Origin of the sequence: Falsiroseomonas sp. HC035 (genome assembly GCF_050563525.1) — a bacterium.
GTDB lineage: Bacteria > Pseudomonadota > Alphaproteobacteria > Acetobacterales > Acetobacteraceae > Falsiroseomonas.
This window is the reverse complement of sequence record NZ_JBNXUN010000009.1, coordinates 218,174-243,117: the sequence shown is the minus strand read 5'-3', so window position 1 is coordinate 243,117 and position 24,944 is coordinate 218,174. Positions and strand designations below refer to the sequence as shown.

Here is a 24,944-nt window from a genome sequence, read left to right as displayed (position 1 = left end):
GATCCGGTCGATGTGGTCGCGCAGCCGGTACCAGCCGCCGACGAAGGGCAGGAACCAGGGCGTGCCGGTGTAGGTCGGGCGGGTGGGGAAATTCAGGCCGTCCAGCGCGAATCGCTCATTGGCGGCGCCGGCCAGCTTCAGGGCGACGTTGTGGCCGAGCCAGGTGGCCATGGCGACGCCACTGCCCTGGCAGCCGGCGGCGAAGTGCACGCCGTCCTGTACGCCGATATGCGGCAGGTAGTCGAAGGTGAAGGCGACATAGCCGGTCCAGGCATGCGTGATCTTCGTCTTCGCCAGTTCCGGGAAGGTCGCGGTCATGTAGCTGTGCAGCGTCGGTGCGGATTGCTCCGCGGTCGCGGCCCGAAAACTGGCGCGGCCGCCCCACAAGACGCGCTTGCCGTCCGGCGAGGGCCGGAAATAGTTCAGCACGCGCTTGCTGTCGCTGATCATGCGGCGGCCGGGGAACAGGCGGTCCATCGTCTCGGGCGGCAGCTCCTCCGTCGCGATGATGTAGGAGTTGAGCGGGATCAGGCGCTTCGCCAGCCAGGGCAGGGCGGTGCCGCGCGCATCCTTGGAGTAGCCGTTGGTGGCGACCAGCACGGCATCGGCGCGAAGCTCGCCCTTGTCCGTCGCAAGGCGGAAACCGGAGCCTTCCTGCTTCACGCCGGCGACTCTCACGCCATCGACCAGGCGCGCGCCGGCCTTTTCGGCGGCGGCGGACAGGCCGCGGGCGTATTTGCCGGGGTGCAGGCTGCCGGTCGCCGCCGCGGCCATGCCGCCATGATAGTGGTCGCTGCCCAAAAACTCGCGCTGGCGGGATTTCGGGATCATCTCGGTCGGCAGGCCGGTCACGTTGGCGATCCACTCCGCCCGTCCCGCCATGGCCTTGTAGTGGCCGGGCGACCAGGCGCCGAGGTAGCGGCCGCAGCGGACGTAGTCGCAATCGATCCCTTCCCGCGCGATGGTGTCCTCGATGAAGGGGAAGGACGCGGCGGCGGCCTCGGTGATGCGGCGCGCGCCGTCCTCGCCATAGGTCTCGGCAAGCCCGGTCGAGGCGACCTTGAGACCGCCCGAAACCATGCCGCCATTGCGGGAGGAGGCGCCCCAGCCGATTCGCTCGGCATCCAGCACCGTCACTTCATGGCCCAGGCGGCGCAGCGTCAGCGCGGCCGAGAGCCCGGCATAGCCGCCGCCGACGATGGCGACGGCGGTGTGGTCCGGCAGGGTGTTGTCGCGAGACGCCGGCTCGGCGGCTTCCCACCACCAGGGACGGGCCTTGAAGCCGGGTGCGAAAAGCGGATGAAGATCAGACATTGCCGTGGCGCGCGTCCCGCTGTTCACTCGTATGGGCAAGGTTCCTGCCGGACGGGCTCCGGATCAAGGGCACCACCGGGAGCTTCACAGAAAAAGGAGATTTCGTATGCAAAGCTTCCAGCAGGACTGCGTTGAGCTGGCTTTCCGGAAGTTCCAGCGCGGCGAGATCAGCCGGCGTGGTTTGATGGCCGGATTGGCGGCGCTCGGCGTCGCGGTGGGCGAGGGCGCGCAGGCGCAGGCGGCGCGGCAGCTCGTCATGGTGAACTGGGGCGGCGTGGCGAACCAGGGTTTTGGCAATTTCTACGGCGCTCCGTTCAGTGCGGCCAATCCAGGCGTGACGGTGGTGCAGGACAGCACCGGGCCGTCCGCCGGCCGCATCCGGTCGATGGTCGAGAGCGGGCGGGTGACGTGGGACCTCTGTGACAGCTCCGCCACGTCGTCCTACCTGCTGGGCGGGATGAACCTGCTGAACAAGGTCGACTATTCGGTGGTCGATCGCAGCAACGTCATCGGCCCGACATTCGCGCTGGAACATGGCGCGGCGCCGTATTCCTTCAGCAACGTGCTGGTCTACGACAGCACCAAGTTCCCGAATGGTGCGCCGACCGGCTGGGCGGATTTCTGGGACCTGCAGAAATTCCCGGGCACGCGGCTGCTGCGGCGCGACGCCGCCGGCGCTTTGGATGGCGCGCAGATGGCGCTCGGCAAGAGCCCGGAAAATCTCTACCCGCTCGACATCCGTGCCTGCCTGGCGAAGGTGCGGGAAATCCGCCGCAGCCTGGTGTTCTGGAACAGCGGGTCCGAGTCGGAGCAGTTCATCCGCACCGGCGAGGCGGTGATGGGCATGATCTGGCACACCCGCGCCAAGGTGCTGGAGCAGGAGAGCAACGGCCGGTTCAAGTTCATCTGGAACCAGGGGATCCTGCAGCCGGGCATCTTCGTCAGCCCGCGTGGCAATCCCGGTGGCGACCTGGTGCAGAAGCTGCTGGCCTCCATGCTGGCCAACGCGGCGCCGCAGGTGGAGCTGCTGAAGTTCCTCGGCAACGGCCCGACCAACCCCAATGCGGCGGCGTTGGTGCCGGAGGAGTTCAAGCGCTTCAACCCGACCGACCCTGCGAATGCGCGGGTGCAGGTGGCGCAGGATGGACGCTGGTGGGGGCAGAACTACGCCCAGGCCAATGCAGACTACATCGACATGGTCACGGGCTGAGGATTCCGACTTCGCATGGCTGTCCTGTTGGTGAAGTCCGGTGGCGAAGATGCCATGCCGGAGTGGCGCGCGCATTTTTCCGAGTTCGCGCCCGGGCTCGATGTGCGGTGGTGGGACGATTCCAGCGTCCCGCCGGCCGCGGTCGACTACGTGCTGGTGTGGGATCCGGAGGCCGGCAGGCTCGGCGGGATGCCCAATCTGCGTGTGATCTTCGGTAGCGGGGCCGGTGTGGATTTCATCGCCGGCGATCCTGATTTGCCGCGGCACGTGCCGTTGATGCGCATGGCGCCGGCCGGCGCCACGCAGCGGATGGGCGAGTTCGTCTGCTGGGCGGCGCTGTCGCTGCTCAAGGGCGCGAGGCGCATCGCGCTCAACCAGGCGGCGGCCAAGTGGGACTATTTCGAGCCGGAATTCACCGCGACCGAGACCTCCGTGGGCATCATGGGTCTCGGCAACATGGGCAGCCGCGCGGCGGAGATGCTTTCCGGAATCGGCTTTCCCGTGCTTGGCTGGTCGCGGACGCGCAAGGACCTGCCGGGCGTGACCTGCTTCGCTGGTGATGCGGAGCGGGACGTCTTCCTGGAACAGACGAAAATCCTGGTGTGCCTGCTGCCGGCGACGGCGGAGACGCGGGGCATCCTCGATGCGTCGCTGCTGCGGAAGCTGCCGAAGGGGGCGGGGCTGGTGAATGTCGGGCGTGGCAGCCACCAGAAGATCGAGGACATCCTGGCGGCGCTGGATGACGGGCATCTTGGTGGTGCGGTGCTCGACGTGTTCGAGACGGAGCCGCTGCCGGCGGACCATCCGGCCTGGGCGCATCCGAAGGTCATCGTGACACCGCACCTGGCGAGCCTGCCGAGCCGGCGGGAACGTGCGCAGTATGTCGCGAAGGCGATCGCGGCGCATGAGCGGGGCGAGGCGCTGGCCAATCTGTATGACCATGCACGGGGCTATTGAATGACGCTTCCTCCGCCGCCGGTGCGGCCTGATCCGGATCATGTGCCAACCGAGCAGGAACTGCGGGAGGACCTCGCGGCCGCCTACCGTCTGATCGCGTATTTCGGCATGACCGACCTGGTGTTCACGCATCTGTCGGTGCGGGTGCCGGGAGAGGGGCATCGGTTCCTAGTCAATCCGTACGGGCTGCTGTTCGAGGAAATCACGGCGTCCTCGCTCGTGCTGGTGGATGCGGAGGGGGAGCCGCGGCAGCCGACGTCGTGGCCGGTCAACCCGGCAGGGTTCGTCATCCACTCCGCGGTGCATCGCGGGCGGGACAATGCGAACTGCGTGATGCACACGCACACGCTGGCGGGGATGGCGGTCGCGGCGCAGCAAGGCGGGTTGCTGCCGCTGAACCAGATGATGATGGAGTTCATCGGCCAGGTGGCGCTGCATGACTACGAAGGTGTCGCGGCGGACGACAACCTTTCGGAACGCGAGCGGCTGGTGCAGGACCTCGGCGACAAGCCGGCGATGATCCTGCGAAACCACGGGCTTCTGACGGTGGGGCACACCGTGGCGGAGGCGTTCTACTGGATGTGGTACCTGGAGCAGTCCTGCCGCATCCAGCTCGCCGCGCAATCCTCCGGCGCGCCGCTGGCGGTGGCCTCTGCCGAGACGGTTGAACGCACCCGCGCCCAGTTCAGCACGGGGCCGACCAAGGGCTGGCTGCCGTGGCAGGCGCTGCGCCGCAAGCTGGACCGCGAACAGTCGGACTACCGGGCATGAGCCATGCGCTGGCGCTGGAGGGGCTGAGCAAGCGATATGGCAGCTTCACGGCGGTGGAGCGAGTTTCGCTGGACGTGGAACAGGGCGCCTTCCTGACGCTGCTGGGCCCCTCCGGCAGCGGCAAGACCACCATCCTGATGTGTATCGCGGGCTTCGTGGAGCCGAGCGAGGGCGCGATCCGGCTGGATGGCCGGGACATCACGCCGCTGCCGCCGGAACGCCGCGACTTCGGCATGGTGTTCCAGGGCTACGCCCTGTTTCCGCACATGACTGTGGCCGAGAACGTCGCCTTCCCGCTCCGCGTCCGGAAGATGGGCGCCGCGGCGCGGGAGGCGAAGGTGCGGGGCGCGCTGGACCTCGTGCAGCTTTCCGCCTTCGGCGACCGACTGCCACGGCAGTTGTCCGGCGGCCAGCAGCAGCGTGTTGCACTGGCCCGCGCGCTGGTGTTCGACCCTGCGCTGCTGCTGCTGGACGAGCCGCTGAGCGCGCTCGACAAGAAGCTGCGCGCCGAGTTGCAGGATGAGTTGAAGGCGCTGCACCGCCGCGTCGGCCGTACCTTCGTCAACGTGACGCATGACCAGGAGGAAGCGTTGTCGCTGTCCGACCGCGTCGCCATCCTGAACCACGGCAAGCTGATCCAGCAGGGCGCGCCTGCCGAGTTGTACGAGCGTCCGGCGACGCGATTTGTCGCCGACTTCCTTGGCAAATCCAACTTCCTGCAAGGCGTGGTACGCGAGCATCTGCCTGAGGGCTTCGCCATCGGTGCGGGGGCGACACGGGTGGTGCAGCGTGGTGGCGTGGTGCCGGCACTTGGCGCGCCCGTGCTGCTGAGCCTGCGACCGGAGAAAATGTCGCTTCTGGCCGAAGGCGAGGCTGCGGAGAATGTCGTCGGCGGCACCATCGCAAGTTGGTCCTATCTCGGCGCCGGATATGCGCTGAATGTCGAGACGCCGGATTTCGGCATGCTGCGGGTGACGCTGCCGACCTGGAATGCGCCGATCGCGCCGCGGGAGGGCCTGGCGGTGCGGCTCGGCTGGTCTGCCTCGGCGAGCGTGCCGGTCCTGGACGACCCCGCATGAGGCGGCAGGATGCCGGATGGTGGCTGCTGATCCTGCCGGCCTTCCTGCTGATGACGGCTTTCTACGTCGCGCCCATCGCCCAGGTGCTGGCGATTTCCTTCACCGAGCCGTCACCTGGCCTCGGCAACTACGAACGCCTGTTCACCAGCGAGAGCGTGCAGCGCGTCATCGTCACCACTCTGCGCATCTGCGTGCTGACCACGGCGATCGCGCTGGCGCTCGGATACGTGCTGGCCTACCGGATCTCGCTGGCGGGTGTCGCGGCGCAGCGTTGGTGGATCCTGGCGGTGCTGGTGCCGCTGTGGATTTCCGTGCTGGTGCGCGCCTTCGCCTGGGTGACGCTGCTGCGCCGGCAGGGGCTGGTGAACGAATCGTTGCTGGGCGCGGGCCTCATCGCGGAGCCGCTGGCGCTGGTCTGGAACGAATTCGGCATCATCGTCGGCATGGTGCACTACATGGTGCCTTACGCCGTGCTGCCGATGCTGGCGAGCATGCGGGAGATCGATCCGCGGCTGCTGAGTGCGGCGCGTGGCCTGGGCGCCAGCCGCGTCACCATCTTCCGGCGTGTGTTCCTGCCGCTGTCCATGCCAGGTCTGCTGGCATCGGGTGTGCTGGTGTTCATCTTCTCGCTCGGCTTCTACATCACGCCAGCGATCCTTGGTGGCGGCAAGACCCTGATGGTGGCGGAGTGGATCGGGTTGCAGATCCTGGACCTGCTACGCTGGGGGCTCGGCACCATGATGGCGACGATGCTGGTGGTGGCGATCCTGACGACGCTCGCGGTGTTCTCCCGCATCGTCGACATGCGCCGGGTCTTCGGGGGGGGCGGCTGATGCGGCCGGGGTGGTTCGCGCGGGGGTCTGCCTGGGTGGTGGCGATGTACCTGCTGCTGCCGATCAGCATCATCATCCCGGTGTCGATGACCGATCAGCGCTTCCTGTCGCTGCCGAAGGAGGCGCTGTCGCTGCGGCACTATGCGACGGTGCTGTCTTCGCCTGAATGGCTCGGTTCCATCTGGCAGTCCTTCCTGATCGCGGTGGTGGCGACGGTGATCGCGGTGCTGGCGGGCACGCTGTGCGCCATTGGGTGCTGGCGGCTGGCGAGGCGGTCCACCGACCTGGTGCGGGCGCTGATGCTGCTGCCCATCATCATCCCGTCCATCGTTTACGCGATCGGGCTGTATCGCTACTTCGCTGGGCTCGACCTGCTGGATCGCTTCCTGGGCGTCGCCATCGCGCATGGCGTAACGGGCATCCCCTACGTCGTCATCACCGTCTCAACGGCACTGGCGGCATTCGATCCACGGTTGGAACAGGCGGCCCGGGGGATGGGGGCGAGCCTGGGGCAGACGCTGCGCTGGGTGATCCTGCCACGCATCGCGCCGGGCATTGTCTCCGGCGCGATCTTCGCCTTCATCCATAGCTGGGACGAGTTGGTGATCGTGCTGTTCATCGCCTCCCGCGACGTCTTCACACTGCCGCGGCGGATCTGGGACGGGATCAACGAGAACCTCGACCCGGCGATGGCGGCGGTGGCCGTGCTGCTGGTGGTATTCACCACCGGGCTGCTGCTGCTGGACCTGGCGTTGCGCCGGCGACGAGATGCCTAGGCGGCCCGCGCCGCACGCTGATCCAGGCAGCGGGCCATGCGGCGCACCTCGAAATCCAGACCCGGCGCCACGCGCAGTGCATGCGCCGACAATTCGCGGTAGCCGAGCGTGGCGTAGAGTGGCGCGCCCGACATCGTCGCCATCAGTTCCGAAGTCTGGACCCCAAGCGCGACCAGGCGCTGTTCCACCGTCTGCATCAGGCGCCGGCCGAGGCCGCGGCGGGCGAAGTCCGGGCTGACATAGACGCTGCGCACCAGGCCAGTGCGTCCGGGCAGGGGTTGCAGCGGCTCCGCCATCAGCGCCGCGTAGTTCGGCGCGTGGAGCGACCAGCCGGCGCTGCCAGCGAAGCGGCTGCCGACCTCCAGCACCAGGTAGGTGCCATCGGTGACGAGCCGCGCATCCATAGTGCCCAGGCGGGACAGCGCCGCGTCCAGCACCGGGCGGGGGTAATGCTCGGCCCCCAGCGCCAGCAGGCTGTCGGCCTGCATTTGGAGCAGTGCAGGCAGGTCTTCCGCGCGGGCCTGGCGGATCAGGTGCATGACAGGTCTCCTTCCGCGCGAGAGATAGGAGCACCGTATTGCACGCGTGTGTCGCGTGGCGGCAGGATGAGGTTTCGTAAGTGTCATCCAGAGGGATCCGCACCATGACCAACGCGATGAGCGAGTTCGACCACCGCTACAACATGCTCATCGAGCGTTTCGCCAGCGAGCCGGAGCCAGGCTTCGAAAGCGCCGAGGAACAGCGCTTCGTCTGGGGCCGCGAATGGGGCTGCAATTCCGACATCGGCCGGCTGCGCGTGGTGCTGATGCACCGGCCGGGCGAGGAGATGCGTGTGGTGGACACGCTGCCCTACATCCCGGAACTGCGGGCCTTCGGAGACCCGCAATCCGGCGCCTACTGGCGTGGGGACGAGCGGCCGACGCTGGCGGAACAGCAGGCGCAGCATGATGCGCTGGTGGCCGCGCTGCGCGAGGAAGGCGTCGAGGTCGTGTTCCTCAAGCGCGCGGCTGAGGGCCGGCATAAATCCATCTACACGCGCGATTCCTGCATCGGCATCAAGGGCGGCGCCATCGTCACGCGCATGGGCCCGCGCATCCGGCGCGGCGAGGAAGCGCCGGTGACGGAGACGCTGGGCGCACTCGGCATGCCGGTGCTGCGCACCATCCACGGCACCGGGCTGATGGAAGGCGGCAGCTTCGCCTATGTGCGGCCGGACCTCGCCGTGGTCGGCGTTTCGTCACGGGTGAATGAGGAAGGTGCGCGGCAGCTGGAGGAGGTGCTGGCGGTGCAGGGCACGAAGCTGCTGCGGGTGCAGATCCCGGGCTACCGGCTGCACATCGACGGCGCCTTCGTGATGATCGACCACGACACCGCCATCGTGAATCCCTCCACGCTGCCCTTCGTGTTCATGGAGGCGCTGAAGCGGGAGGGCGTGAAGCTGATTCCGGTGAACCACGAGGACCCATCCTGGACCATCAACTGCCTGGCGGTGCGGCCCGGGCGCATCCTGATGAGCGACAAGGTCGGCCCGCGGACGCAGGAAGCGCTGGACCGCGCCAACATCTCCATCCGGCTGGTGCAGTACGACAGGGTCGGGCTGGGCGGCGGTGGTATCCACTGCTCGACCAGCCCGCTGGTGCGGGATGCGCTGTAGCGGCTATTCGAAGCTGGATGCTTCGTTGGCCGGGTTTAGGTCGCCGACGAAGCGCAGCAAGTCAGGCATGGTGAAGGTGCCGGCGTGCTGAGACGGCAGGGTGGGCTTCCAGTTGCGGTCGTGGCGGAAATAGGATTCGCAGTCGCCTTCGAGCAAGCCGATGAAGACCTCCGCCAGGATGCGGCTGCCGACCGGACCGAGGCGGTTGCCGCCATCGCCTTTCAACTGGGCCTCCTTCAGGATGTAGTACCACAGCGGCGTCGCCTCATGCAGGCCTAGCTGCTTCGCCTTGGCGCCGTCCGGGCCGCTCGCGGCGATTTCGTCGCCCCTCAGCGCCGTGATCTCCATGGCATCCGCGATGGCCTGGCCGCTCGGCAACTGCATCTTCACGCCGCGTTGCAGGTTGCGCAGCGGCAGGCTGCCGCCGCCGCCGGGCAGGTCGTGCAGCGCAGGGACCAGGTAGGGGTCGATCAGGCGCGACAGGTTCAGGTGAAAGGCGTTGTCGGGCGGCTCGGCGCCCTGCGGCGGGTCGATCGGGCGGTCGATCTCGTAGAAACGGTGCCAGTCGATGGCCCAGTCGCCGGGCAGGTCGGGCAGGGGGAAGGGGTCGATCAGCGTGCCGTTGGGCAGCTTCAGCTTGGGCAGCTTCAGCGCCGCAAGGATCCCGGGATCGGTGACGCGGCTGCCGACGATGCCCCCCGACAGGCCACTGAAGTGGAACAGGAAGCTGAAGGTGGCGGGGCCGGCGCCAGGGCGGAAGACGCGGTTGTGGCTGTAGTCCTCCCGCACCATCGAATGGCCGAGCCGGTAGGCGGCGACGGCGAATTCCACCGGCATGTAGGGATCTTCGTACTGGCTCAGCCTCTCGAAGCGGAAATGTTGGCGCCCATGCGTCAGCACCCACTGCACCTCGTTGAGATCGACCAGGCGGTCGAGGAAATCGTGCAGCACGATCCACTGGTAGTGCCAGCGCGTGATGCGGCGCGCTTCCTCAAAGGTACCGCCGGCGCCGAGCTGGTCGACCACCTTGTTGTGCAGCTTGAGAAAGGCGAGGTGGGTCTGCGCGACCAACAGGTTCTCGTCGTTGCGCGGGTCGCCGATCAGCGCGACGCCCTCTCGCGATCGGGGCAGGTCGTTGGGCAGGCCCGCGCGGATGCGGCGGCCGCCGGGGCCGCGCGGTTCGCCGCCGGGGCCTGTGGCGCCGATGGCGAGCTTCCGCGGGTCGCCCCGGTCGTACAGGAAGGGCTGTTCGGTTGGCCCTCGGCCATAGACGCTGTCGAGGTCGAGGCGCGGCGTACGGAAATTCAGCAGCGCGTCCGGGTCGTTCACCTTCTCGCCGAGGCCGGAAGTGTCGAAGGTGATGTCGTGGTCGATGAACTGGCCAAGATAGGTGTAGCCGGCGGGCACGTTGGCGTTGTCGCCGGACTGCCCTTCATCGCGCATGGTCTCGGCGAGCTGGCGCAGCTTGTCCTCCGCCACGTTCAGCCCCTCGAGCTTTGGGAACATGCGCCCGAAGCGGCCGAAGCCGCGCTGGCGTTCCGCACCGGCCGCGAGGCCGCGGAGTGGCTTGCCGTGTCCTGCCTGCATAATGTGCGCCCTTCCGTGACGGGTTGGGTGCACATCCTATGCGTGTGCGGATGTCAGTTTCCACGCTGTCGCGGTTGTGACCCCTGGTGGGTAGCCCGGGCTACTCCCTTTTGGTGACACCCCAGAAGACCGGGACCGTCGTCGGGCGCAAGCCCTCGACGGTGCTACGATGCGCGGCCAGCGTGCGAAATTGGCCCGCGTTGATGTAGGGCAGCACGGCGTAGGCGCGCGCATGCACCTGATGCAGGATTTCCTGCCGCTTGGCCGCATCGTTCTCCTCCCACCACGAACGGCGCAGCGCCTCAAGTTGCTGGTCGCAGGGCCAACCGGTCAGGCCGCCCTCGCAGGGGCTGGCCAGGTACAGGTTGGTCAGCGGGTTCTGCCCGTCGAGCACGTTGGCGACGGTGACGAACATGTTCCAGCCGCCCTGGTCCACCGGCTCCCGCCGGTTGCGGCGCTGGGTGACGGTGGCCCAGTCCATGCTCGGCACGTCCATGTTCAACCCGGCGCGGCTGAAGGCGGCGGCCATGGTCAGCGTTGCGGCGTTATTGATCGGGCTGTCGGCGGCGTTCATGAACACCACGCGCCGGTTGTCATAGCCGGCCTCCCGCAGCAGGGCGCGGGCGCGGTCCAGGTTCTCGGCGCGCAGGCCTTCGGCGCCGGCATCGGATTGCAGCGGCGTATTGCAGAAGAAGTAGGCAGGGCAGTAGGGCACCTGCTCCGTCGGGCGCACGCCGACGGCGTTCAGCACGTCCTGCTGATTGATCAGGTGCAGCAGGGCCCGGCGCGCCTCCGGCTTGTCGAACGGCGGCTGCGTGTGGTTCAGGCGCAGCCAGACCATGAAGCCGACCGGGTTCAACGCGAAGGTGCGGATGTTGCGGTTGCGCTCCAGCACCGGGATCAGGTCCGGCGAGGGCTGCTCGATGAAGTCGATCTCGCCGGCCTGCAGCGCCGCGGCGGCGGTGGCGGGGTCCGGCATCGCCACCCATTCCAGCCGCGCGATGTTGACGACCTTGCCGCCGGCCAGGCCGTCCGCAGGCTCCGGGCGCGGGCGGTAGGCCGGGTTGCGCAGATAGACGGCGCGGTTGCCGGCCTGCCATTCACGCGGCTGGAAGATGAAGGGGCCGCTGCCGGTCGCGTCCGTGATGGCGGTGGCGGCGGGGGTCTGCGCCAGGCGTTCCGGCATCACGAACAGGGCGCTGGCAGTGGGCCGCGCCAGGGCTTCCGTTACCAGGGCGAAGGGGCGGGACAGGCGGATCGTGAAGGTCTTGTCGTCCACGACGTCCATCGAGGCCGTGGCGGCGGCCAGTGCGCGGCCGACGATGTCGCGCTGCGACCAACGGCGGATGGAGGCGACGGCATCGGCGGCGCGGACTGGCGTGTTGTCGTGGAAGGTCAGGCCATCGCGCAGGGTGAAGCGATGGGTCAGCCCATCGGCGCTCGGCTCATACGTCTGCACCATCTGGGGGCGCGCGACGCCCTGGCTGTCGAGCGCAAAGAGCTGGTCGTAGACCATGAAGCCGTGGTTGCGGACGAAGGCGGCCGTGGAGTTCACCGGGTCCAGGCTGGCCAGGTCGTTGATCAGCACGACGCGGAGCGTGGCGGTGGGTGCGGGCTGCGCCTGCACCGGCGGACACGCGAGGGTGAGGGCGGCGGCTGCCGCGAAACCGAACCAGCGCCTGCGCATGTCGAAGCATCCTGCCTGGAGAAGGGGCGGATCATCTCCCCATGAGGGTTGGCGTGCAATCTCTTGCTTGGGGTGCGGGTTGACGGGCGAGGGGGCATCGCGTGACAGTCTGGTCACGTCGGGCTGGGGTGACAGGATTGGTGGGTGATGTGGTTTTCACCGGAGGGCGCGTGTTTCGCGGCCTCTCGGGAGGCTTTGCCGAAGCGCTAGCGCTGCGCGACGGGCGCGTGCTGGCGGTGGGACGTACAGCGGATGTGAACGATGCGGTTGCAGCGACTGCGCGCCGTGTCGAACTTGACGGACGCGTGGTGATCCCGGCGTTCAACGAATCGCACATGCACCTGCTGCCCTACGGGCTGGCGCTCGCGGGCGTCAATCTGCGCGCGGAGGAGGTCCGCAGCCTGGACGAGGTGCTCGCCCGTGTCGGCGCCGCGGCGAAGGCCGCACCGAAGGGGCAATGGGTGCTCGGGCGTGGCTACGACCACGCGGAGCTGGATATCGGCCGACACCCGACGGCGGCGGAGCTGGATCGGGTCTCGCCGGACAATCCCGTATTCATCGTTCGGACCTGCGGGCACATGGGCGTCGCCAACAGCGCGGCACTACGTGCCGCGGGCGTCGGCCACAACACGCCGGACCCCGAGGGTGGCGTGGTGGAACGCCGTGGTGGCGCGTTGACCGGGCTGTTCCAGGAACGCGCCATGCGGCTGATCCGCGACGTGATCCCGGAGCCGGACGAAGCGGCGCTGGTGGCGGCGATCGAGCGGGCGGGCAACCACCTGGCCTCCCTCGGATTCACCTCCGCGACCGACATGAATGTTGGCATGGTTGCGGGCATGGCCGAGGTTGCGGCGTATCGCGCCGCCGTTGCCGCCGGGCGATCCCCCATGCGGATGTGGAACGTGCTGGCGGGCAACCCGGAAGGCATCGCGGCCAAGGCGTGGGAGGCGGGGCTGCGGCCGAACGAAGGTGACGACATGCTGCGCTGGGGCGCGGTGAAGGTCTTCGCTGACGGTTCGGCGGGTGGACTGACGGCGGCGTTCTTCGACCCGTACCTTGAGAGCGCAGGTGGCGGAACGGGCGTCTTCACCTTCCCGGACGCCAAGATCCACGCGCTGCTGAAGCTGTACCACGAGCAGGGCTGGCAGCTGGACATCCACGCCATTGGCGATGCCGCGATCGAGCAGGTGCTGGTGGGGATGGAGATGGCGGATACGCCGGAGCATCCCTTCATCGGCCGACGCCACCGCATCGAACATTGCGGCTTCCTGACGCCACATCAGCGCAAGCGCATGCTGTCGCGGCAGATCCTGCCGGTGCCGCAGCCGGTGTTCCTGTACGAGTTCGGCGACCTGTACGTGCGCAACCTCGGGCTGGCGCGCAGCGAGGTGTCCTACCCGATGCGGACCTGGCTGGAGGAAGGGCATCATCCGGCGGCGTCCTCGGATTGCCCGGTGTCGTCGGTGGATCCGTTCGGCAACCTGTTCACCATGCTGACGCGGAAGACAAACCGCGGCACGGTGCTTGGTGCCGACCAGACGCTGACGGCGGAACAGGCGGTCCACTGCCAGACCTGGTGCGGCGCCTACACGCAATTCGCGGAGGACCGCCGGGGCACGCTGGAGCCTGGGATGCAGGCGGATGTGGCCGTGCTGTCCCGCGATATCTTCGTGGCGGCGCCGGAGGACATCCTGCGCGACACGCGTGCCGACCTGACGCTGCGCGGCGGCGAGGTGATCTTCGACCGGCATGGGGCACTCGCCGCATGTTGAGGCACGCCGTCCAACGCCTGATGCTGGCGGTGCCGGTCATGTTCGGCGTGCTGCTGGTCGGCTTCCTGCTGATGCAGGTGGTGCCGACGGATCCCGCCATCGTGCGTGCGGGGCCGAATGCCAGTGCGGAAGTCATCGCACAGATCCGGAACGACCTCGGGCTGGATGCGCCGCTGTATGTGCAGTTCTTCCTGTATCTAGGGCGGCTGGTGCAGGGAGACCTTGGGGTTTCCATCATCAACAACGTGCCGGTCTCGGGCGAGCTGGCATCGACGATCGGGCCGACGCTGGAGCTGATGTTCGCCAGCCTGATCTGGTCCATCCCGCTCGGCATCGCCATGGGCACGGTCGGTGCCTATTGGCGCGGGTCGCTGCTGGACCGTGTGGTGATGGCGTTCAGCGTGGCCGGCGTTTCGGTGCCGGTGTTCTTTCTCGGCCTGGTGCTGATCTGGTTCGTCGGGTTCCAATGGCAGTGGCTGCCCTTCACAGGGCGGGAGGGGCCGTTGTGGACCTGGCAGGGGCTGCGCGCGGTGATCCTGCCGGCGATCACGCTGGGCGGCGTGTTTGTCGGCCCGGTGGCGCGCATGACGCGGACGGCGGTGCTGGATGTGCTGGGCGCGGACCATGTGCGGACGGCCCGCGCGAAGGGGCTGACGGAACGGCTTGTCGTGACACGGCACGCGCTGCGCAACGCGATGGTGCCGGTGGTGACGCTGATCGGCCTGCAGATCGGCTTCCTGCTGGGCGGCGCAGTGGTGACGGAAACGGTGTTCTCCTGGCCCGGTGTCGGGCGGCTGGCGGTGGGGGCCATCCTGTCGTCCGACTTCCCCATGGCGCAGGGCACCATCATCGTGCTGTCGATGGGCTTCATCCTGGTAAACCTGACAGTGGACCTGCTGTACGGGGTGCTGGACCCGCGGGTGCGCGCGGGATGAGCACGACCGTGGCTGAGGTGGTGCCGCCGGCCCGGCCGGGCACGCTGAAGATCCTGCTGCGCGAACCGGCGGCGGCGGTTTCGCTTGTGGTGGTGGTGCTGGTGATCCTGGCGGCGGTGTTCGCGCCGTGGCTGGCGCCCTACGACCCCTACGAGACCGACCTGATGTCGGTGATGTCGCCGCCCGGTGGCGCCTATCTGCTCGGCACGGACGGGCAGGGGCGGGACATGCTGTCGCGCATGCTGCACGGGCTGCGGGTGACGCTGGCGATGGGGGCGCTCAGCCTCGGCATCGGCGGTGTCATCGGCGTCGCGATGGGCTTTGCCGCGGCATATTACCGGCGGATCGACGGGCTGCTGATGCGACTCGCCGACATCATGCTGTCCTTCCCGGCGATTCTGTTTGGCCTTGCGATCGCGGCGATCTTCGGGCCGGGCGTGACGGCGGTGGTGATCGCGCTGGCGGTCGCGACGATCCCGCTGATGGCGCGCATCGCACGATCGACCGCGCTGGTGGTGCTGGGGCTCGACTACATCGAGGCGGCGCGGGCGCAGGGCATGGGCGATGCGCGGCTGATCTGGCGGCACCTGATGCCGAACTGCGCCTCGCCGATCCTGGTCTTCGCCACGCTGCGCTTCGGACAGGTGATCCTGCTGGGATCCGCGCTGTCCTTCCTCGGGCTCGGCGCGCAGCCACCGGTGGCGGAACTGGGTGCGATGGCGGCGCAGGGGCGCACCTTCCTGTTCTTCGCGCCGCATATCTCGGTCATTCCGGCGGTCGGCATCTTCGTGGTGGTGCTCGCCTTCAACGTGCTGGGGGATGCGCTGCGCGATGCGCTCGACCCGCGGCTTCGCATGTGATGCAGAACAGGGAGAAAAAGATGAGCTTGCTGAAGGGTGCCTTGGTCGCCGCGCTGGCGGTGGTGACGGCGCTGCCCGCCGTGGCACAGACGCCGCGCAATACGGTGGTGTTCCTGCGCGAGATCGACGCGGATCGCTACGACCTGCACCGCAGCACGGCGCGCAGCGCCGGCGAGGTGGTGGGCATGATGACCGACACGCTGGTCACCATGGATTTCGACGGCCAGACCGTGCGTCCAGGGCTGGCGGAGCGCTGGACCGTCTCGCCCGATGGAAAGCTGTACACCTTCCACCTGCGCCAGGGCGTGACTTTCTGCGACGGCAAGGCGTTCACCGCGCAGGACGTGGTGTATTCCATCAATCGCTGGATCGCGCGCGAGACGCGCAGCCCGGTGGCCTGGCGCGCCGGCCCGGTGAAGGAAATCCGCGCCGTCGATGCCCATACCGTCGAGTATGAGCTGAACGAGCCGTTCTCCGAGCTGCTGTCGCAGCTGACGCTGTTCTTCGCCGGCATCATCGACAAGGAGACCGTGGATCGTCTCGGCCAGAACTTCGGCAGCCAGGGCTTCAACGGCACCGGGCCATATTGCTGGCAGTCCTGGACGCCGCGGAACGAACTGGTGCTGACGCGCCACCCGAACTACCGCTGGGGCCCGCCGATGTACCAGAACCAGGGGCCGGCGCATGTCGAGCGCGTGGTCTGGCGCGTGGTGCCGGAGCCCTCCGCGCGGCTGGCGGCGTTGCAGACCGGGGCCGCCGATATCACGCAGTACATCCCGGCGGTGGCGCTCAGCAGCCTGCAGCGGGTACCGACGGTGCAGGTGCTGACGCAGCCGAACTACTTCTGGGACTACTACCTGGGCTTCAAGGTGGACAAGCCGGTGATGAATGATCGCGCGGTGCGTCGCGCCATCCATCAGGCGGTGGACCGCACGGCGCTGGTTCGCGCGGTGTGGTTCGGCCATGCGCAGCCGGCGCTGAACATAGTCAACCCTAATACGCTGGACTACGACGCGCAGTCGGACACGTTGGTGCCGCGCTTCGATCCGGCGGCCGCCCAACGCACGCTGGAGGAAGCCGGCTGGACCATGGGCTCCGACGGCGTGCGGGTGAAGGACGGCCAGCGCGCGACCTTCCTGACCTACGGCATCAACACGCTGGAGAACCAGCGCCAGAGCGAGATCATCCAGCAGGCGCTGCGCCGCGTCGGCATCGAGATGCGCATCCAGCTGTTCGATGCGACAGTCGCCTGGGGCCGCATGGCAACACAGGAATTCGACGCGCTGTTCCTGTCCTACCCGTACTTCTCGGCGGGTGATGCGTTGAGCCTGTACTGGCACAGCCGGGCGAGGCCGACGCCGAACCGGATGAACTGGAACAACCCGCAGACCGATGCCTGGCTGGACGAGGCCCGCAGCGCGACGGACCCGGCGGTGCGGCGTACGGCGCTGGCCAACATCCAGCGGCAGTTGGCCGAAGAAGCGCCCTGGCTGACGACGGCGCGCGAGAACCTGTATGTCGGCGTGTCCAACCGCGTGACCGGTGTTCGGGCGCATGGGTTGTACGGCATCGGTGTCTACAAGGCGCTCGACATGCGCGTGACACGGTAAGGGAGAAACTCGGCATGGCCATCACTGTCATCCGCAACGCGGATCTCGTCGTCGCCTGGGATGCCTCGGCACGGCAGCATGTGTATCTTCCCGACGCAGACGTCGCGTTCGACGGCGGTACCCTGAGCTTCGTCGGCCGCAACTACGACGGCCCGGCGGAGGAGGAGATCAGCGGCAGCGGCTTGATGGTCATGCCGGGGCTGGTGAACATCCACTCGCACCCGTCGAGCGAGCCGATGAACAAGGGGCTGATCGACGAGATCGGCTCGCCCGGCCTGTACAATTCGTCGCTGTACGAATTCATGCCGATCTTCCGGGCGGATTCGGAAGCGGTTCCGAGCTGCGTCCGCGTCGCGCTGTCGGAACTGCTGCTGTCCGGCGTGACGACCGTCGCCGACCTTTCGATGGCGCATCCGGGCTGGCTCGACCTGTTGGGCGAATCTGGCATGCGGGTCTGCATCGCGCCCATGTTCAAGTCGGCGAAGTGGTTCACGAAGAACGGCCATGTCGTCGAGTATGAATGGGACGAGGCGGCCGGCGAAAAGGCGATGGGGGAGGCGCTCGGTCTCATCGAGCGCGCCGAGCAGCATGAGAGCGGTCGGCTTTTCGGCATGGTGGTGCCGGCGCAGATCGATACCTGCACCGACACGCTGCTGAAAGAAAGCTTCGAGGAAGCCAAGAAGCGCGGCGTCACCTGGCAGATCCATGCAGCGCAGTCCGTCGTCGAATTCCACGAGATCACGCGCCGTACGGGCAAGACGCCGATCGGCTGGCTCGACAGCATGGGGCTGCTGAGCGAGCGCAGCATCATCGGCCACGGCATCTTCCTGGATGACCACCCCTCCACGCGCTGGTGGACGGACACCGACATGAAGCGGCTGGCGGAAACCGGCACGACTGTGGCGCATTGCCCGACGGTGTTCGCACGGCGCGGCATCACGCTGAAGCATTTCGGGCGCTACAAGCGTGCCGGGGTGAACATGGGTTTGGGCACCGATACCTATCCGCACAACATGCTCGATGAGATGCGGCTGGTGGCCTATCTCGCGCGCACCCAGGCGAACGACCCGCGCAGCATGACGACGACGGAGCTGTTCGACGCGGCGACGATCGGCGGCGCGACGGCGTTGGGGCGGGATGATATCGGGCGGCTGGCGGCGGGCGCAAAGGCCGATTTCGTGCTGGTGGACGTGACGCACCCGATGATGCGGCCAGGCCGTGACCCGGTGCGCAGCCTGGTCTACGCGGCCGGTGATCGCGCGGTGCGCGACGTGTATGTGGATGGCAACAAGGTCGTGGCTGACGGCAAGGTTACCACCATGGACTACCACGGCGCCGCCGCGCATCTGCATGAGGCGCAGAAGCGGATCATCGACAAGGCGCCGTCGCAGGATTGGGCGCATCGCCCGGTGGACCAGTCCTCCCCGCCCACGTTCCGGTGGTCATGACTCCTCTTCTCAGGATCGAGGGGCTGCGGACGGTGTTCCGCAGCTCCAATGGCGACATCGCCGCGGTGGATGGCGTGGATCTGGAAGTGCCGCGTGGGAAGACGCTCGGCATCGTCGGCGAATCCGGCTGCGGCAAATCGATGCTGTCTCTGTCCGTGATGCGGCTGGTGCCGCGACCGGGGCGCGTGGCGGCCGGGCGGGTGCTGCTGGATGGGACGAACCTGCTGGACCTGCCGATGTCCGAAATGCGCAAGGTGCGCGGCGGTCAGGTGGCGATGATCTTCCAGGAGCCGATGACCAGCCTCAATCCAGTGCATCCGATCGGCCTGCAGATCGTGGAGGCGATGCGTGCGCATGACACAAAGGCCGGCGCGCGGGAATTGCAGGAACGTGCGCTTGCGGCGCTCGACCGCGTGCGAATCCCGGCGCCCGCGCGGCGGTTCGAGGAGTTTCCGCACCAGCTCTCGGGCGGCATGCGCCAGCGCGTCATGATCGCGATGGCGCTGGCTTGCCAGCCGAAGCTGCTGATCGCGGATGAGCCGACGACGGCGCTGGACGTGACCGTGCAGGCGCAGATCCTGGACCTGCTGAAGGACCTCCAGGCCGAGACCGGCATGTCCATCGTGCTGATCACGCACGACCTTGGCGTCATCGCGGAAATGGCCGATGAGGTCGCCGTGATGTATGCCGGGCGCATTGCGGAACGCGCGACGGCGGCGGAGTTGTTCGCCAGCCCGCAGCATCCCTACACGCTCGGCCTTCTCGGCTCCGTGCCACGGCTGGATGAGACGCGCGAGGAGTTGCTGGCGATCGAGGGGGCCGTGCCGCCGCCCTTCGCGCTGCCGAAGGGCTGCCGCTTCGCGCCACGGTGTCCCTTCGCCATCGAGGCCTGCACCCGCGCGCCACCGCCCCTGGAGGAAGTGGCGCCGGGTCATTTCGCCGCCTGCATCCGCGCACCGGTCGAGAACAGCATGGACCTCGCCGCATGACGACGCTGCTCGAGGTCGAGGGCCTGACCAAGCACTACCCGGTCCGCAAGGGCCTGGTGCTGGCGCGGCAGGTGGGCACGGTGCGCGCGGTGGATGGTGTTTCCTTCCGCATCGAGCGTGGCGAGACGCTGGCGATCGTCGGCGAATCCGGCTGCGGCAAATCGACCACGGCGCGGCTGGTGCTGCGGTTGATCGAGCCGACCGGTGGGACCGTGCGCTTCGATGGCAAGGAGGTTTCGGGCGCCGCGCTGCGCACGCTGCGGCGGCGGGTGCAGGTGGTGTTCCAGGACCCCTATGCCAGCCTCAACCCGCGACTGCGCGTGGCGGACACCATCGCGGAGCCGATGGAGGTGCATGGCATCGGCACCGCCGAATCCCGTGCGGCGCGGGTGCGCGAATTGCTCGGCCTGGTCGGGCTCGCGCCGTTCCACGCGCAGCGCTACCCGCATGAATTCAGCGGCGGCCAGCGCCAGCGCATCGGCATCGCCCGCGCCCTGGCGGTGCAGCCGGAGCTCATCATCTGCGACGAGCCTGTCTCCGCCTTAGATGTCTCGATCCAGGCACAGGTGGTGAACCTGCTGAAGGACCTGCAACGGCGCTTCGGCCTGTCCTACCTGTTCATCGCGCATGACCTTGCGGTGGTGCACCACATGGCCGATCGCGTGGCGGTGATGTATCTCGGGCAGATCGTGGAAAGCGCGCCGAAGCGGGCGATCTTCGATGCGCCGCTGCACCCCTATACGCGGGCGCTGCTGGCGGCGATTCCGCATCCGGACCCGCGGCGGCGTGGCATGGTGAAGCCGATCGGCGGCGACGTGCCGAGCCCGATGAACCCGCCCTCCGGCTGCCGCTTTCACACCCGCTGCCCCCACGCCCAGCCGCGCTGCTCGGCGGAGATGCCGGCGCTGCGCGAACTCGTGCCAGGCCACACCGTCGCCTGCCACTTTGCCGAGGTGTTGCCGCCGCATGTCGGCGTGGACCAGGGCGGCATGTCCGCCGTGGCCGCGAACCGGCTGGCGCTATATGCGGCGGCGAAGGCGCGGCGGGCTGACAGCAGGGCCGCGGCACCGTAGCCTCCGGCCTGGCAGGCAGGGGGGAAACGCGTATGATCGTGTCGCTGGTGGCACCGCGGCTGATGGTGATGGGTGGCGGCGCGGTGGCGAAGCTGGGGGAGGTGCTGGGCCAGCTCGGCCTGGCGCACCCGCTGGTCGTGACGGATCCCTTCATGGTGTCCTCCGGCCTGCTGGAGCGGGCGCTGGCGCCGCTGCGGGCCGCGGGGATGGCGCCGGTGGTGTTCTCCGATACCGTGCCGGACCCGACGGATACGGTGATCGCCGCGGGGGTCGAGGTGTTCCGGGCCGGGCGCTATGACTGCCTGGTGGGCTTCGGCGGCGGCAGCCCGATGGATACCGCAAAGGCCATCGCAATCCTCGCGGCCGCGCCGCCGCTTGGGAAGATGCGGGACTTCAAGGTGCCGGCGGCGGCGAATGTCGGCGCGGTGCCGATCATCTGCGTGCCGACCACCGCAGGGACGGGCAGCGAGGCGACGCGCTTCACCGTGATCACGGATACCGAGACGGATGAGAAGATGCTCATTGCCGGCCTCGGCGCCCTGCCGCTCGCCGCCGTGGTGGACCATGAGCTGACCTTCGGCCTGCCCGCGCGCATCACCGCGGATACCGGCATCGACAGCCTGACCCATGCGCTGGAGGCCTTTGTCTCGGCGAAGGCGAATCCCGTGTCGGACGAATACGCGCGGGCGGCGATGCGGTTGATCGCGCCCAATCTGCGCAAGGTCTGGGCGAACCCGCAGGATGACGCGGCGCGGGAAGCGATGATGCGGGGCGCGACGCTCGCCGGCCTCGCCTTCAGCAATGCCAGCGTGGCGCTGGTGCACGGCATGAGCCGGCCGATCGGCGCGCATTTCCACGTCCCCCACGGGCTGTCCAACGCCATGCTGCTGCCGGTGGTGACGGAATTCGGCCTGGAAGCGGCGCGCGGGCGCTATGCGGAGGCAGCGCGCGTGATGGGAGTGGCCTCGGTGGAGGAGGGCGACCAGGCGGCGGCGCGGCGGCTGGTGGAAGAATTGCGCGCCCTGAACCGCGACCTGGAGGTGCCGAGCCCGGCGAAGTGGGGCATCGACGCCGCGAAGTGGGAGGGTCTGCTGCCGACCATGGCACGGCAGGCGCTGGCCTCCGGCAGCCCGGGCAACAACCCGCTTGTGCCGGATGTGGCCGAAATCGCCGCGTTGTACCGCCAAGCCTATTCCGGCTGAGCGTCCGGCACCGCCGCCGCGCTCCACGCCGCGATCCAGGCGGGCAGCGCGGCGGGCGGCAATGGGCGGCCCACGCCGAAGCCTTGCGCCAGGTCGCATCCGGCTGCGGCGATAGCGCGCCATATCTGCGTATCCGTGACCCCTTCCGCGATCACGATCATGCCGCGGCGGCGGGCGTGGCGGACCACCTGTTCGACCTCCCCCCTGGCGCGGCGACTGGTCGGCATGGCGACGACCAGCTTGCGGTCGAGCTTCACGCCGACGAAAGGCAGGTCGAGCAGGAAGCGGCGGCCGTCATGCAGGGCGAGGTCGTCCACCAGCACCCCGAACCCGGCATCGCGCAACCGCAGCAGGGCGCGGCGCAGCAGGGCGCGGTCGCGGACATGGGTGCTTTCGGTCAGTTCCAGCAGCAGGTCGGCGGCTGGCAAGCCGGATTGTGCGGCAAGCCGGCTCAGCCAGACAGGCAGGTCGGGTTTCAGCAATTCGGACAGCGGGATGTTGAAGGACAGGCGAATGTGCCGCCCTTGGCGCTGGGCCAGCAGTTCCGTCACGGCACGTTTGGCGACAGCCTGTGTCAGGGCGCGCGCCAGGCCGGCTCGTTCGGCCATCGGGATGAAATCGGCAGCGCCGAGTGCGGCGGTCGGGCGTTCCCAACGGGCTAGCGCCTCGACCATCACCGGGCGGCGGTCCGACAGGCGCACCATAGGCTGGAAGCGGACGGTGATCTCGCCGCGGGCCAGTCCCGCGTCGAGGGCGGCGGCATCGCTGGCAGGGCAGTCGTTGTCGGGGAGCCGACCGGCTAGGGCCGCGGCGAGACGCGCGCCCTCCGCAGGTGCCTGGCGGAGGCCGTAAGGCGGTTCCTGGCCCGGCCGGGTGACGATCACGACGTCCGTGCCATTAAAGGGGTCCCTTGCCGCCGTCAGCAAGGCAAGGCTGCCGGCGCCGCTTTCGACCACAAGGTGACTCGGCGCGGTTCCGGGTCCGACCATGCGGCTCAGCGCCTCGGCGGAGGTGGTAACGAGCACGGGTGGAGGGCCGGCCAGACGGCGCGCAGCATCTCGCGTGGCAGCGATCACCAGCGGATCGCTGGCAACCAGCAGCACCGTCCCCGCTTCCGCACGCGCGCGTCCGGTGCGCCGGAGCATCAGTCGAACATCCTCCCGGCCGGATCGTCACCCCGCGGGACGATCCAGCGATGCGTATCACATAAACGAGATGAGTGAACCAACATTGCGACGTTATGATGAGCCCGGGCCGCGGGACTCGCAACTGCCGGATGCGTTTTTATGCCCGGCGAGGCAACCAGGGTTCCTCATCCCACCGGCGCCGCATTTCGGCGTCGGCGCGCGCCAACACCCCGCCCCAGGCTTCCGGGCCGAGGAAGCGTGCTTGCTGGCCAAGTGCGGCAGACCGTTCGGCGAAATCCGGGTCGGTCGCAACGGCTTCCAGGCCCCGCAGAAGGGCGGCGCGGAACCCCTCCGGTGATGACCGGTTCAGGGCGAAACCGCGCTGGGCAGACGCCACCAGGTCCACCTCCTGTTCACGCAGGGTCGGCACCTCCGGCAGCAGCGGGCTGCGCAACGTGGCGGCGAGGCCGATGCCATGCAGCTTTCCTTCCCGCAGCCAGGCGATCGCATCGGGCAACGGTAGCATGGCAGCGGCGACATGGCCGGAATGCGCGGCCTGCCGCGCGGCGGCGGCGGAGGGAAAAGCGAAGCGCGGCAGGTCGAGCCGGCCGTCGAGGCGGGAGGCGGCATAGTGGCCGGCGCTGCCCGGTGCGGGGGTACCGAGCGTGCCGCGGTCCGCCAGCGCCCGCAGCGCCGCGACGTTCTCCGGCCCACCCGGGGCGCCGACGAGGATCATGCTCTCGGTGGTCACGGCGGCGAGTGGCGCGATGCGGGTTGCGGGGAAGGGCTGGCCGAGCTCGACGGCTCGGGCCAGCAGCAGCGGCGCGGTGATGACGCCGATCATGCGCTGCGATGGTTCGGCCTGCTCGAGGCTGCTGACCATGTCCAGCCCGTGCTGGCCAGGCAGGTTTCGCACCACCAGGGTCAAGCGCGGCAGGGCGCGTTCCAGGAAGGGTGCGACGCCACGCGCCCATTGGTCGACCGGGGACCCAGGCCGCGCGCCGACCAGAAGCTCCGCCGGATTGCGGCGGTCCGCCCGCGCCAGGGATGGCGCGGCAAGCCCGGCCAGCGCGGCAAGGGCGGCGCGGCGCGGCAGCCAGGCGGCGGTCACGTCGCCTGGGCCTGGCCAGTGGGCACGGCTTCCTTGGGGCGGAGCGACTTGGCGCCGGTGTACAGCACCAGCGGCGCGGTGATGAAGATGGAGGAGGAGGTGGACAGGACGATGCCGAACAGCATGGTCCAGGCGAAGCCGGCCAGCGCATCGCCGCCGAACAGCGCCAGCGGCAGCGCCGAGAGGAACAGCGTGGCGGAGGTGCCGATGGAGCGGTTCAGCGTCTCGTTGATCGAGAGGTCGACCACGTCGCGCAGCGGCATCTGCTTGTATTTGCGCAGGTTCTCCCGCATCCGGTCGAACACGACGACCTTGTCGTTCACCGAGAAGCCGACGATGGTCAGGATCGCGGCGATGGTCTGCAGGTTGAACTCGATCTGCGTGACGGCGAGGAAGCCGATGGTCTTCGTGGTGTCCAGGATCAGCGTGATGATGGCGGCGATGCCGAACTGCCATTCGAAGCGGAACCAGATATACAGCAGCATCGCGATCAGGCTGATGCCGAGCGCGATCATGCCGCCGCGGAACAATTCGCTCGAGACCCGCTCGCCGACCGCCTCGACGCGCACCACGCGCGTGCCGGGGCTGGCGGTTTCCAGCGCCGTGCGGACGGCTGCGACGGCACGCTGCGTGCCGGCCTCGTCTCCTTGGACGGGCAGGCGGATCAGCACGGCGTCGGGCGCGCCGAACTGCTGCACGCCGACATCGCCGACATTGAGGGCGGAGGCGGCGCTGCGCAGCGTGGCGAGATCGGCCTCGCCGGGGGTGCGGACTTCCATGACGATGCCGCCCTGGAAATCGATGCCGCGTGCGAGGCCAGGGTAGATGGCGAGCGCCACGGAAGCGACGGACAGGATGGCCGAGAGGATCAGGCCGAGCACGGCGCCCTTCATGAAGGGGATGCGCGTGTCGTCCGGGACGATGCGGAACAGTGGGCGGGAGAGCAGGC

22 protein-coding genes are annotated in these 24,944 nt (G+C 68.5%); 15 read left to right on the top strand and 7 right to left on the bottom strand.

Features of this window, described 5'->3' with window-relative positions; all coding sequences use genetic code 11:
• Nucleotides 1-1,314, bottom strand: a 1,314-nt coding sequence (locus tag ACLF3G_RS19590; RefSeq protein ID WP_430671083.1) for an NAD(P)/FAD-dependent oxidoreductase, incomplete at its 3' end; no start/stop codon positions are given.
• Nucleotides 1,315-1,420: 106 nt separating this feature from the next.
• On the opposite strand from ACLF3G_RS19590, the gene ACLF3G_RS19585 reads away from it, so the two are divergent.
• Genes ACLF3G_RS19585 through ACLF3G_RS19560 form a run of 6 tightly spaced genes read left to right on the top strand, consistent with a single transcriptional unit; the run spans nucleotide 1,421 to nucleotide 6,940 of the window.
• Nucleotides 1,421-2,524 (top strand): extracellular solute-binding protein, encoded by a 1,104-nt coding sequence (locus tag ACLF3G_RS19585; protein ID WP_430671082.1) that lies wholly within the window; start codon nucleotides 1,421-1,423, stop codon nucleotides 2,522-2,524.
• A gap of 15 nt (nucleotides 2,525-2,539) precedes the next feature.
• Entirely contained in the window at nucleotides 2,540-3,481 is a 942-nt protein-coding gene (locus tag ACLF3G_RS19580) for a 2-hydroxyacid dehydrogenase (protein ID WP_430671081.1), read from the top strand.
• On the top strand, nucleotides 3,482-4,252 hold the full coding sequence (locus ACLF3G_RS19575) for a class II aldolase/adducin family protein (RefSeq protein ID WP_430671080.1): 771 nt from the start codon (nucleotides 3,482-3,484) through the stop codon (nucleotides 4,250-4,252).
• Entirely contained in the window at nucleotides 4,249-5,331 is a 1,083-nt protein-coding gene (locus tag ACLF3G_RS19570) for an ABC transporter ATP-binding protein (protein WP_430671079.1), read from the top strand. The genes ACLF3G_RS19575 and ACLF3G_RS19570 overlap by 4 nt, the downstream gene beginning before the upstream one ends.
• Nucleotides 5,328-6,164 (top strand): ABC transporter permease, encoded by an 837-nt coding sequence (locus ACLF3G_RS19565; protein WP_430671078.1) that lies wholly within the window; start codon nucleotides 5,328-5,330, stop codon nucleotides 6,162-6,164. Before ACLF3G_RS19570 ends, ACLF3G_RS19565 begins: the two co-directional genes overlap by 4 nt.
• On the top strand, nucleotides 6,164-6,940 hold the full coding sequence (locus ACLF3G_RS19560; RefSeq protein ID WP_430671077.1) for an ABC transporter permease: 777 nt from the start codon (nucleotides 6,164-6,166) through the stop codon (nucleotides 6,938-6,940). Before ACLF3G_RS19565 ends, ACLF3G_RS19560 begins: the two co-directional genes overlap by 1 nt.
• Here ACLF3G_RS19560 and ACLF3G_RS19555 read toward each other — a convergent pair.
• On the bottom strand, nucleotides 6,937-7,479 hold the full coding sequence (locus ACLF3G_RS19555; RefSeq protein WP_430671076.1) for a GNAT family N-acetyltransferase: 543 nt from the start codon (nucleotides 7,477-7,479) through the stop codon (nucleotides 6,937-6,939). The two genes, ACLF3G_RS19560 and ACLF3G_RS19555, sit on opposite strands and share 4 nt — an antisense overlap.
• A 104-nt stretch (nucleotides 7,480-7,583) precedes the next feature.
• On the opposite strand from ACLF3G_RS19555, the gene ACLF3G_RS19550 reads away from it, so the two are divergent.
• On the top strand, nucleotides 7,584-8,594 hold the full coding sequence (locus tag ACLF3G_RS19550; protein ID WP_430671075.1) for a dimethylarginine dimethylaminohydrolase family protein: 1,011 nt from the start codon (nucleotides 7,584-7,586) through the stop codon (nucleotides 8,592-8,594).
• A 3-nt stretch (nucleotides 8,595-8,597) separates the two neighbouring features.
• Here the strand turns inward: ACLF3G_RS19550 and ACLF3G_RS19545 are convergent, their stop codons facing one another.
• Both ACLF3G_RS19545 and ACLF3G_RS19540 read right to left on the bottom strand, forming a co-directional pair.
• The gene (locus ACLF3G_RS19545) at nucleotides 8,598-10,181 is read right to left on the bottom strand and encodes a peroxidase family protein (protein WP_430671074.1); all 1,584 of its coding nucleotides are present in this window, start codon (nucleotides 10,179-10,181) and stop codon (nucleotides 8,598-8,600) included.
• Nucleotides 10,182-10,281: 100 nt separating this feature from the next.
• Complete coding sequence (locus ACLF3G_RS19540) at nucleotides 10,282-11,868, bottom strand: ABC transporter substrate-binding protein (protein WP_430671073.1); 1,587 nt, start codon at nucleotides 11,866-11,868, stop codon at nucleotides 10,282-10,284.
• Between the two features lie 170 nt (nucleotides 11,869-12,038).
• Here ACLF3G_RS19540 and ACLF3G_RS19535 point away from each other — a divergent pair, with 170 nt between their 5' ends.
• Genes ACLF3G_RS19535 through ACLF3G_RS19500 form a run of 8 tightly spaced genes read left to right on the top strand, consistent with a single transcriptional unit; the run spans nucleotide 12,039 to nucleotide 21,757 of the window.
• The gene (locus ACLF3G_RS19535) at nucleotides 12,039-13,640 is read left to right on the top strand and encodes an amidohydrolase (protein ID WP_430671072.1); all 1,602 of its coding nucleotides are present in this window, start codon (nucleotides 12,039-12,041) and stop codon (nucleotides 13,638-13,640) included.
• Nucleotides 13,634-14,575, top strand: coding sequence for an ABC transporter permease (locus ACLF3G_RS19530; protein ID WP_430671071.1), 942 nt, complete (start codon nucleotides 13,634-13,636; stop codon nucleotides 14,573-14,575). The genes ACLF3G_RS19535 and ACLF3G_RS19530 overlap by 7 nt, the downstream gene beginning before the upstream one ends.
• Nucleotides 14,572-15,435 carry an ABC transporter permease gene (locus tag ACLF3G_RS19525; RefSeq protein ID WP_430671070.1) on the top strand — a complete coding sequence of 288 codons (864 nt, stop codon included), beginning with the start codon at nucleotides 14,572-14,574 and terminating at the stop codon, nucleotides 15,433-15,435. The genes ACLF3G_RS19530 and ACLF3G_RS19525 overlap by 4 nt, the downstream gene beginning before the upstream one ends.
• 20 nt (nucleotides 15,436-15,455) lie before the next feature.
• Nucleotides 15,456-17,045, top strand: a complete 1,590-nt coding sequence (locus ACLF3G_RS19520; protein WP_430671069.1) for an ABC transporter substrate-binding protein — start codon at nucleotides 15,456-15,458, stop codon at nucleotides 17,043-17,045.
• Nucleotides 17,046-17,059: 14 nt separating this feature from the next.
• Complete coding sequence (locus ACLF3G_RS19515; protein ID WP_430671068.1) at nucleotides 17,060-18,493, top strand: amidohydrolase family protein; 1,434 nt, start codon at nucleotides 17,060-17,062, stop codon at nucleotides 18,491-18,493.
• Nucleotides 18,490-19,482, top strand: a complete 993-nt coding sequence (locus ACLF3G_RS19510) for an ABC transporter ATP-binding protein (RefSeq protein ID WP_430671067.1) — start codon at nucleotides 18,490-18,492, stop codon at nucleotides 19,480-19,482. Before ACLF3G_RS19515 ends, ACLF3G_RS19510 begins: the two co-directional genes overlap by 4 nt.
• On the top strand, nucleotides 19,479-20,555 hold the full coding sequence (locus ACLF3G_RS19505; RefSeq protein WP_430671066.1) for an ABC transporter ATP-binding protein: 1,077 nt from the start codon (nucleotides 19,479-19,481) through the stop codon (nucleotides 20,553-20,555). The genes ACLF3G_RS19510 and ACLF3G_RS19505 overlap by 4 nt, the downstream gene beginning before the upstream one ends.
• Nucleotides 20,556-20,587: 32 nt before the next feature.
• On the top strand, nucleotides 20,588-21,757 hold the full coding sequence (locus ACLF3G_RS19500) for an iron-containing alcohol dehydrogenase (RefSeq protein WP_430671065.1): 1,170 nt from the start codon (nucleotides 20,588-20,590) through the stop codon (nucleotides 21,755-21,757).
• Here the strand turns inward: ACLF3G_RS19500 and ACLF3G_RS19495 are convergent.
• The 3 genes from ACLF3G_RS19495 to secF all read right to left on the bottom strand — a co-directional run bounded on the left by ACLF3G_RS19495 (nucleotide 21,745) and on the right by secF (nucleotide 24,942).
• Nucleotides 21,745-22,902, bottom strand: coding sequence for an EAL domain-containing protein (locus ACLF3G_RS19495; protein ID WP_430671064.1), 1,158 nt, complete (start codon nucleotides 22,900-22,902; stop codon nucleotides 21,745-21,747). The two genes, ACLF3G_RS19500 and ACLF3G_RS19495, sit on opposite strands and share 13 nt — an antisense overlap.
• A gap of 139 nt (nucleotides 22,903-23,041) precedes the next feature.
• Nucleotides 23,042-23,995: a Bug family tripartite tricarboxylate transporter substrate binding protein gene (locus ACLF3G_RS19490; RefSeq protein WP_430671063.1), complete on the bottom strand. Its 954-nt coding sequence runs from the start codon at nucleotides 23,993-23,995 to the stop codon at nucleotides 23,042-23,044.
• Nucleotides 23,992-24,942, bottom strand: a complete 951-nt coding sequence (secF, locus tag ACLF3G_RS19485) for a protein translocase subunit SecF (RefSeq protein ID WP_430671094.1) — start codon at nucleotides 24,940-24,942, stop codon at nucleotides 23,992-23,994. Before secF ends, ACLF3G_RS19490 begins: the two co-directional genes overlap by 4 nt.
• Between the last annotated feature and the right edge of the window lie 2 nt (nucleotides 24,943-24,944).

What these genes read in the sequence shown, in the direction of transcription:
- ACLF3G_RS19585 (WP_430671082.1), top strand. Translation starts at nt 1,421, where the DNA reads ATGCAAAGCTTCCAGCAGGACTGCGTTGAGCTGGCTTTCCGGAAGTTC.
- ACLF3G_RS19580 (WP_430671081.1), top strand. Translation starts at nt 2,540, where the DNA reads ATGGCTGTCCTGTTGGTGAAGTCCGGTGGCGAAGATGCCATGCCGGAG.
- ACLF3G_RS19575 (WP_430671080.1), top strand. Translation starts at nt 3,482, where the DNA reads ATGACGCTTCCTCCGCCGCCGGTGCGGCCTGATCCGGATCATGTGCCA.
- ACLF3G_RS19570 (WP_430671079.1), top strand. Translation starts at nt 4,249, where the DNA reads ATGAGCCATGCGCTGGCGCTGGAGGGGCTGAGCAAGCGATATGGCAGC.
- ACLF3G_RS19565 (WP_430671078.1), top strand. Translation starts at nt 5,328, where the DNA reads ATGAGGCGGCAGGATGCCGGATGGTGGCTGCTGATCCTGCCGGCCTTC.
- ACLF3G_RS19560 (WP_430671077.1), top strand. Translation starts at nt 6,164, where the DNA reads ATGCGGCCGGGGTGGTTCGCGCGGGGGTCTGCCTGGGTGGTGGCGATG.
- ACLF3G_RS19555 (WP_430671076.1), bottom strand. Translation starts at nt 7,479, where the DNA reads ATGCACCTGATCCGCCAGGCCCGCGCGGAAGACCTGCCTGCACTGCTC.
- ACLF3G_RS19550 (WP_430671075.1), top strand. Translation starts at nt 7,584, where the DNA reads ATGACCAACGCGATGAGCGAGTTCGACCACCGCTACAACATGCTCATC.
- ACLF3G_RS19545 (WP_430671074.1), bottom strand. Translation starts at nt 10,181, where the DNA reads ATGCAGGCAGGACACGGCAAGCCACTCCGCGGCCTCGCGGCCGGTGCG.
- ACLF3G_RS19540 (WP_430671073.1), bottom strand. Translation starts at nt 11,868, where the DNA reads ATGCGCAGGCGCTGGTTCGGTTTCGCGGCAGCCGCCGCCCTCACCCTC.
- ACLF3G_RS19530 (WP_430671071.1), top strand. Translation starts at nt 13,634, where the DNA reads ATGTTGAGGCACGCCGTCCAACGCCTGATGCTGGCGGTGCCGGTCATG.
- ACLF3G_RS19525 (WP_430671070.1), top strand. Translation starts at nt 14,572, where the DNA reads ATGAGCACGACCGTGGCTGAGGTGGTGCCGCCGGCCCGGCCGGGCACG.
- ACLF3G_RS19520 (WP_430671069.1), top strand. Translation starts at nt 15,456, where the DNA reads ATGAGCTTGCTGAAGGGTGCCTTGGTCGCCGCGCTGGCGGTGGTGACG.
- ACLF3G_RS19515 (WP_430671068.1), top strand. Translation starts at nt 17,060, where the DNA reads ATGGCCATCACTGTCATCCGCAACGCGGATCTCGTCGTCGCCTGGGAT.
- ACLF3G_RS19510 (WP_430671067.1), top strand. Translation starts at nt 18,490, where the DNA reads ATGACTCCTCTTCTCAGGATCGAGGGGCTGCGGACGGTGTTCCGCAGC.
- ACLF3G_RS19505 (WP_430671066.1), top strand. Translation starts at nt 19,479, where the DNA reads ATGACGACGCTGCTCGAGGTCGAGGGCCTGACCAAGCACTACCCGGTC.
- ACLF3G_RS19500 (WP_430671065.1), top strand. Translation starts at nt 20,588, where the DNA reads ATGATCGTGTCGCTGGTGGCACCGCGGCTGATGGTGATGGGTGGCGGC.
- ACLF3G_RS19495 (WP_430671064.1), bottom strand. Translation starts at nt 22,902, where the DNA reads ATGCTCCGGCGCACCGGACGCGCGCGTGCGGAAGCGGGGACGGTGCTG.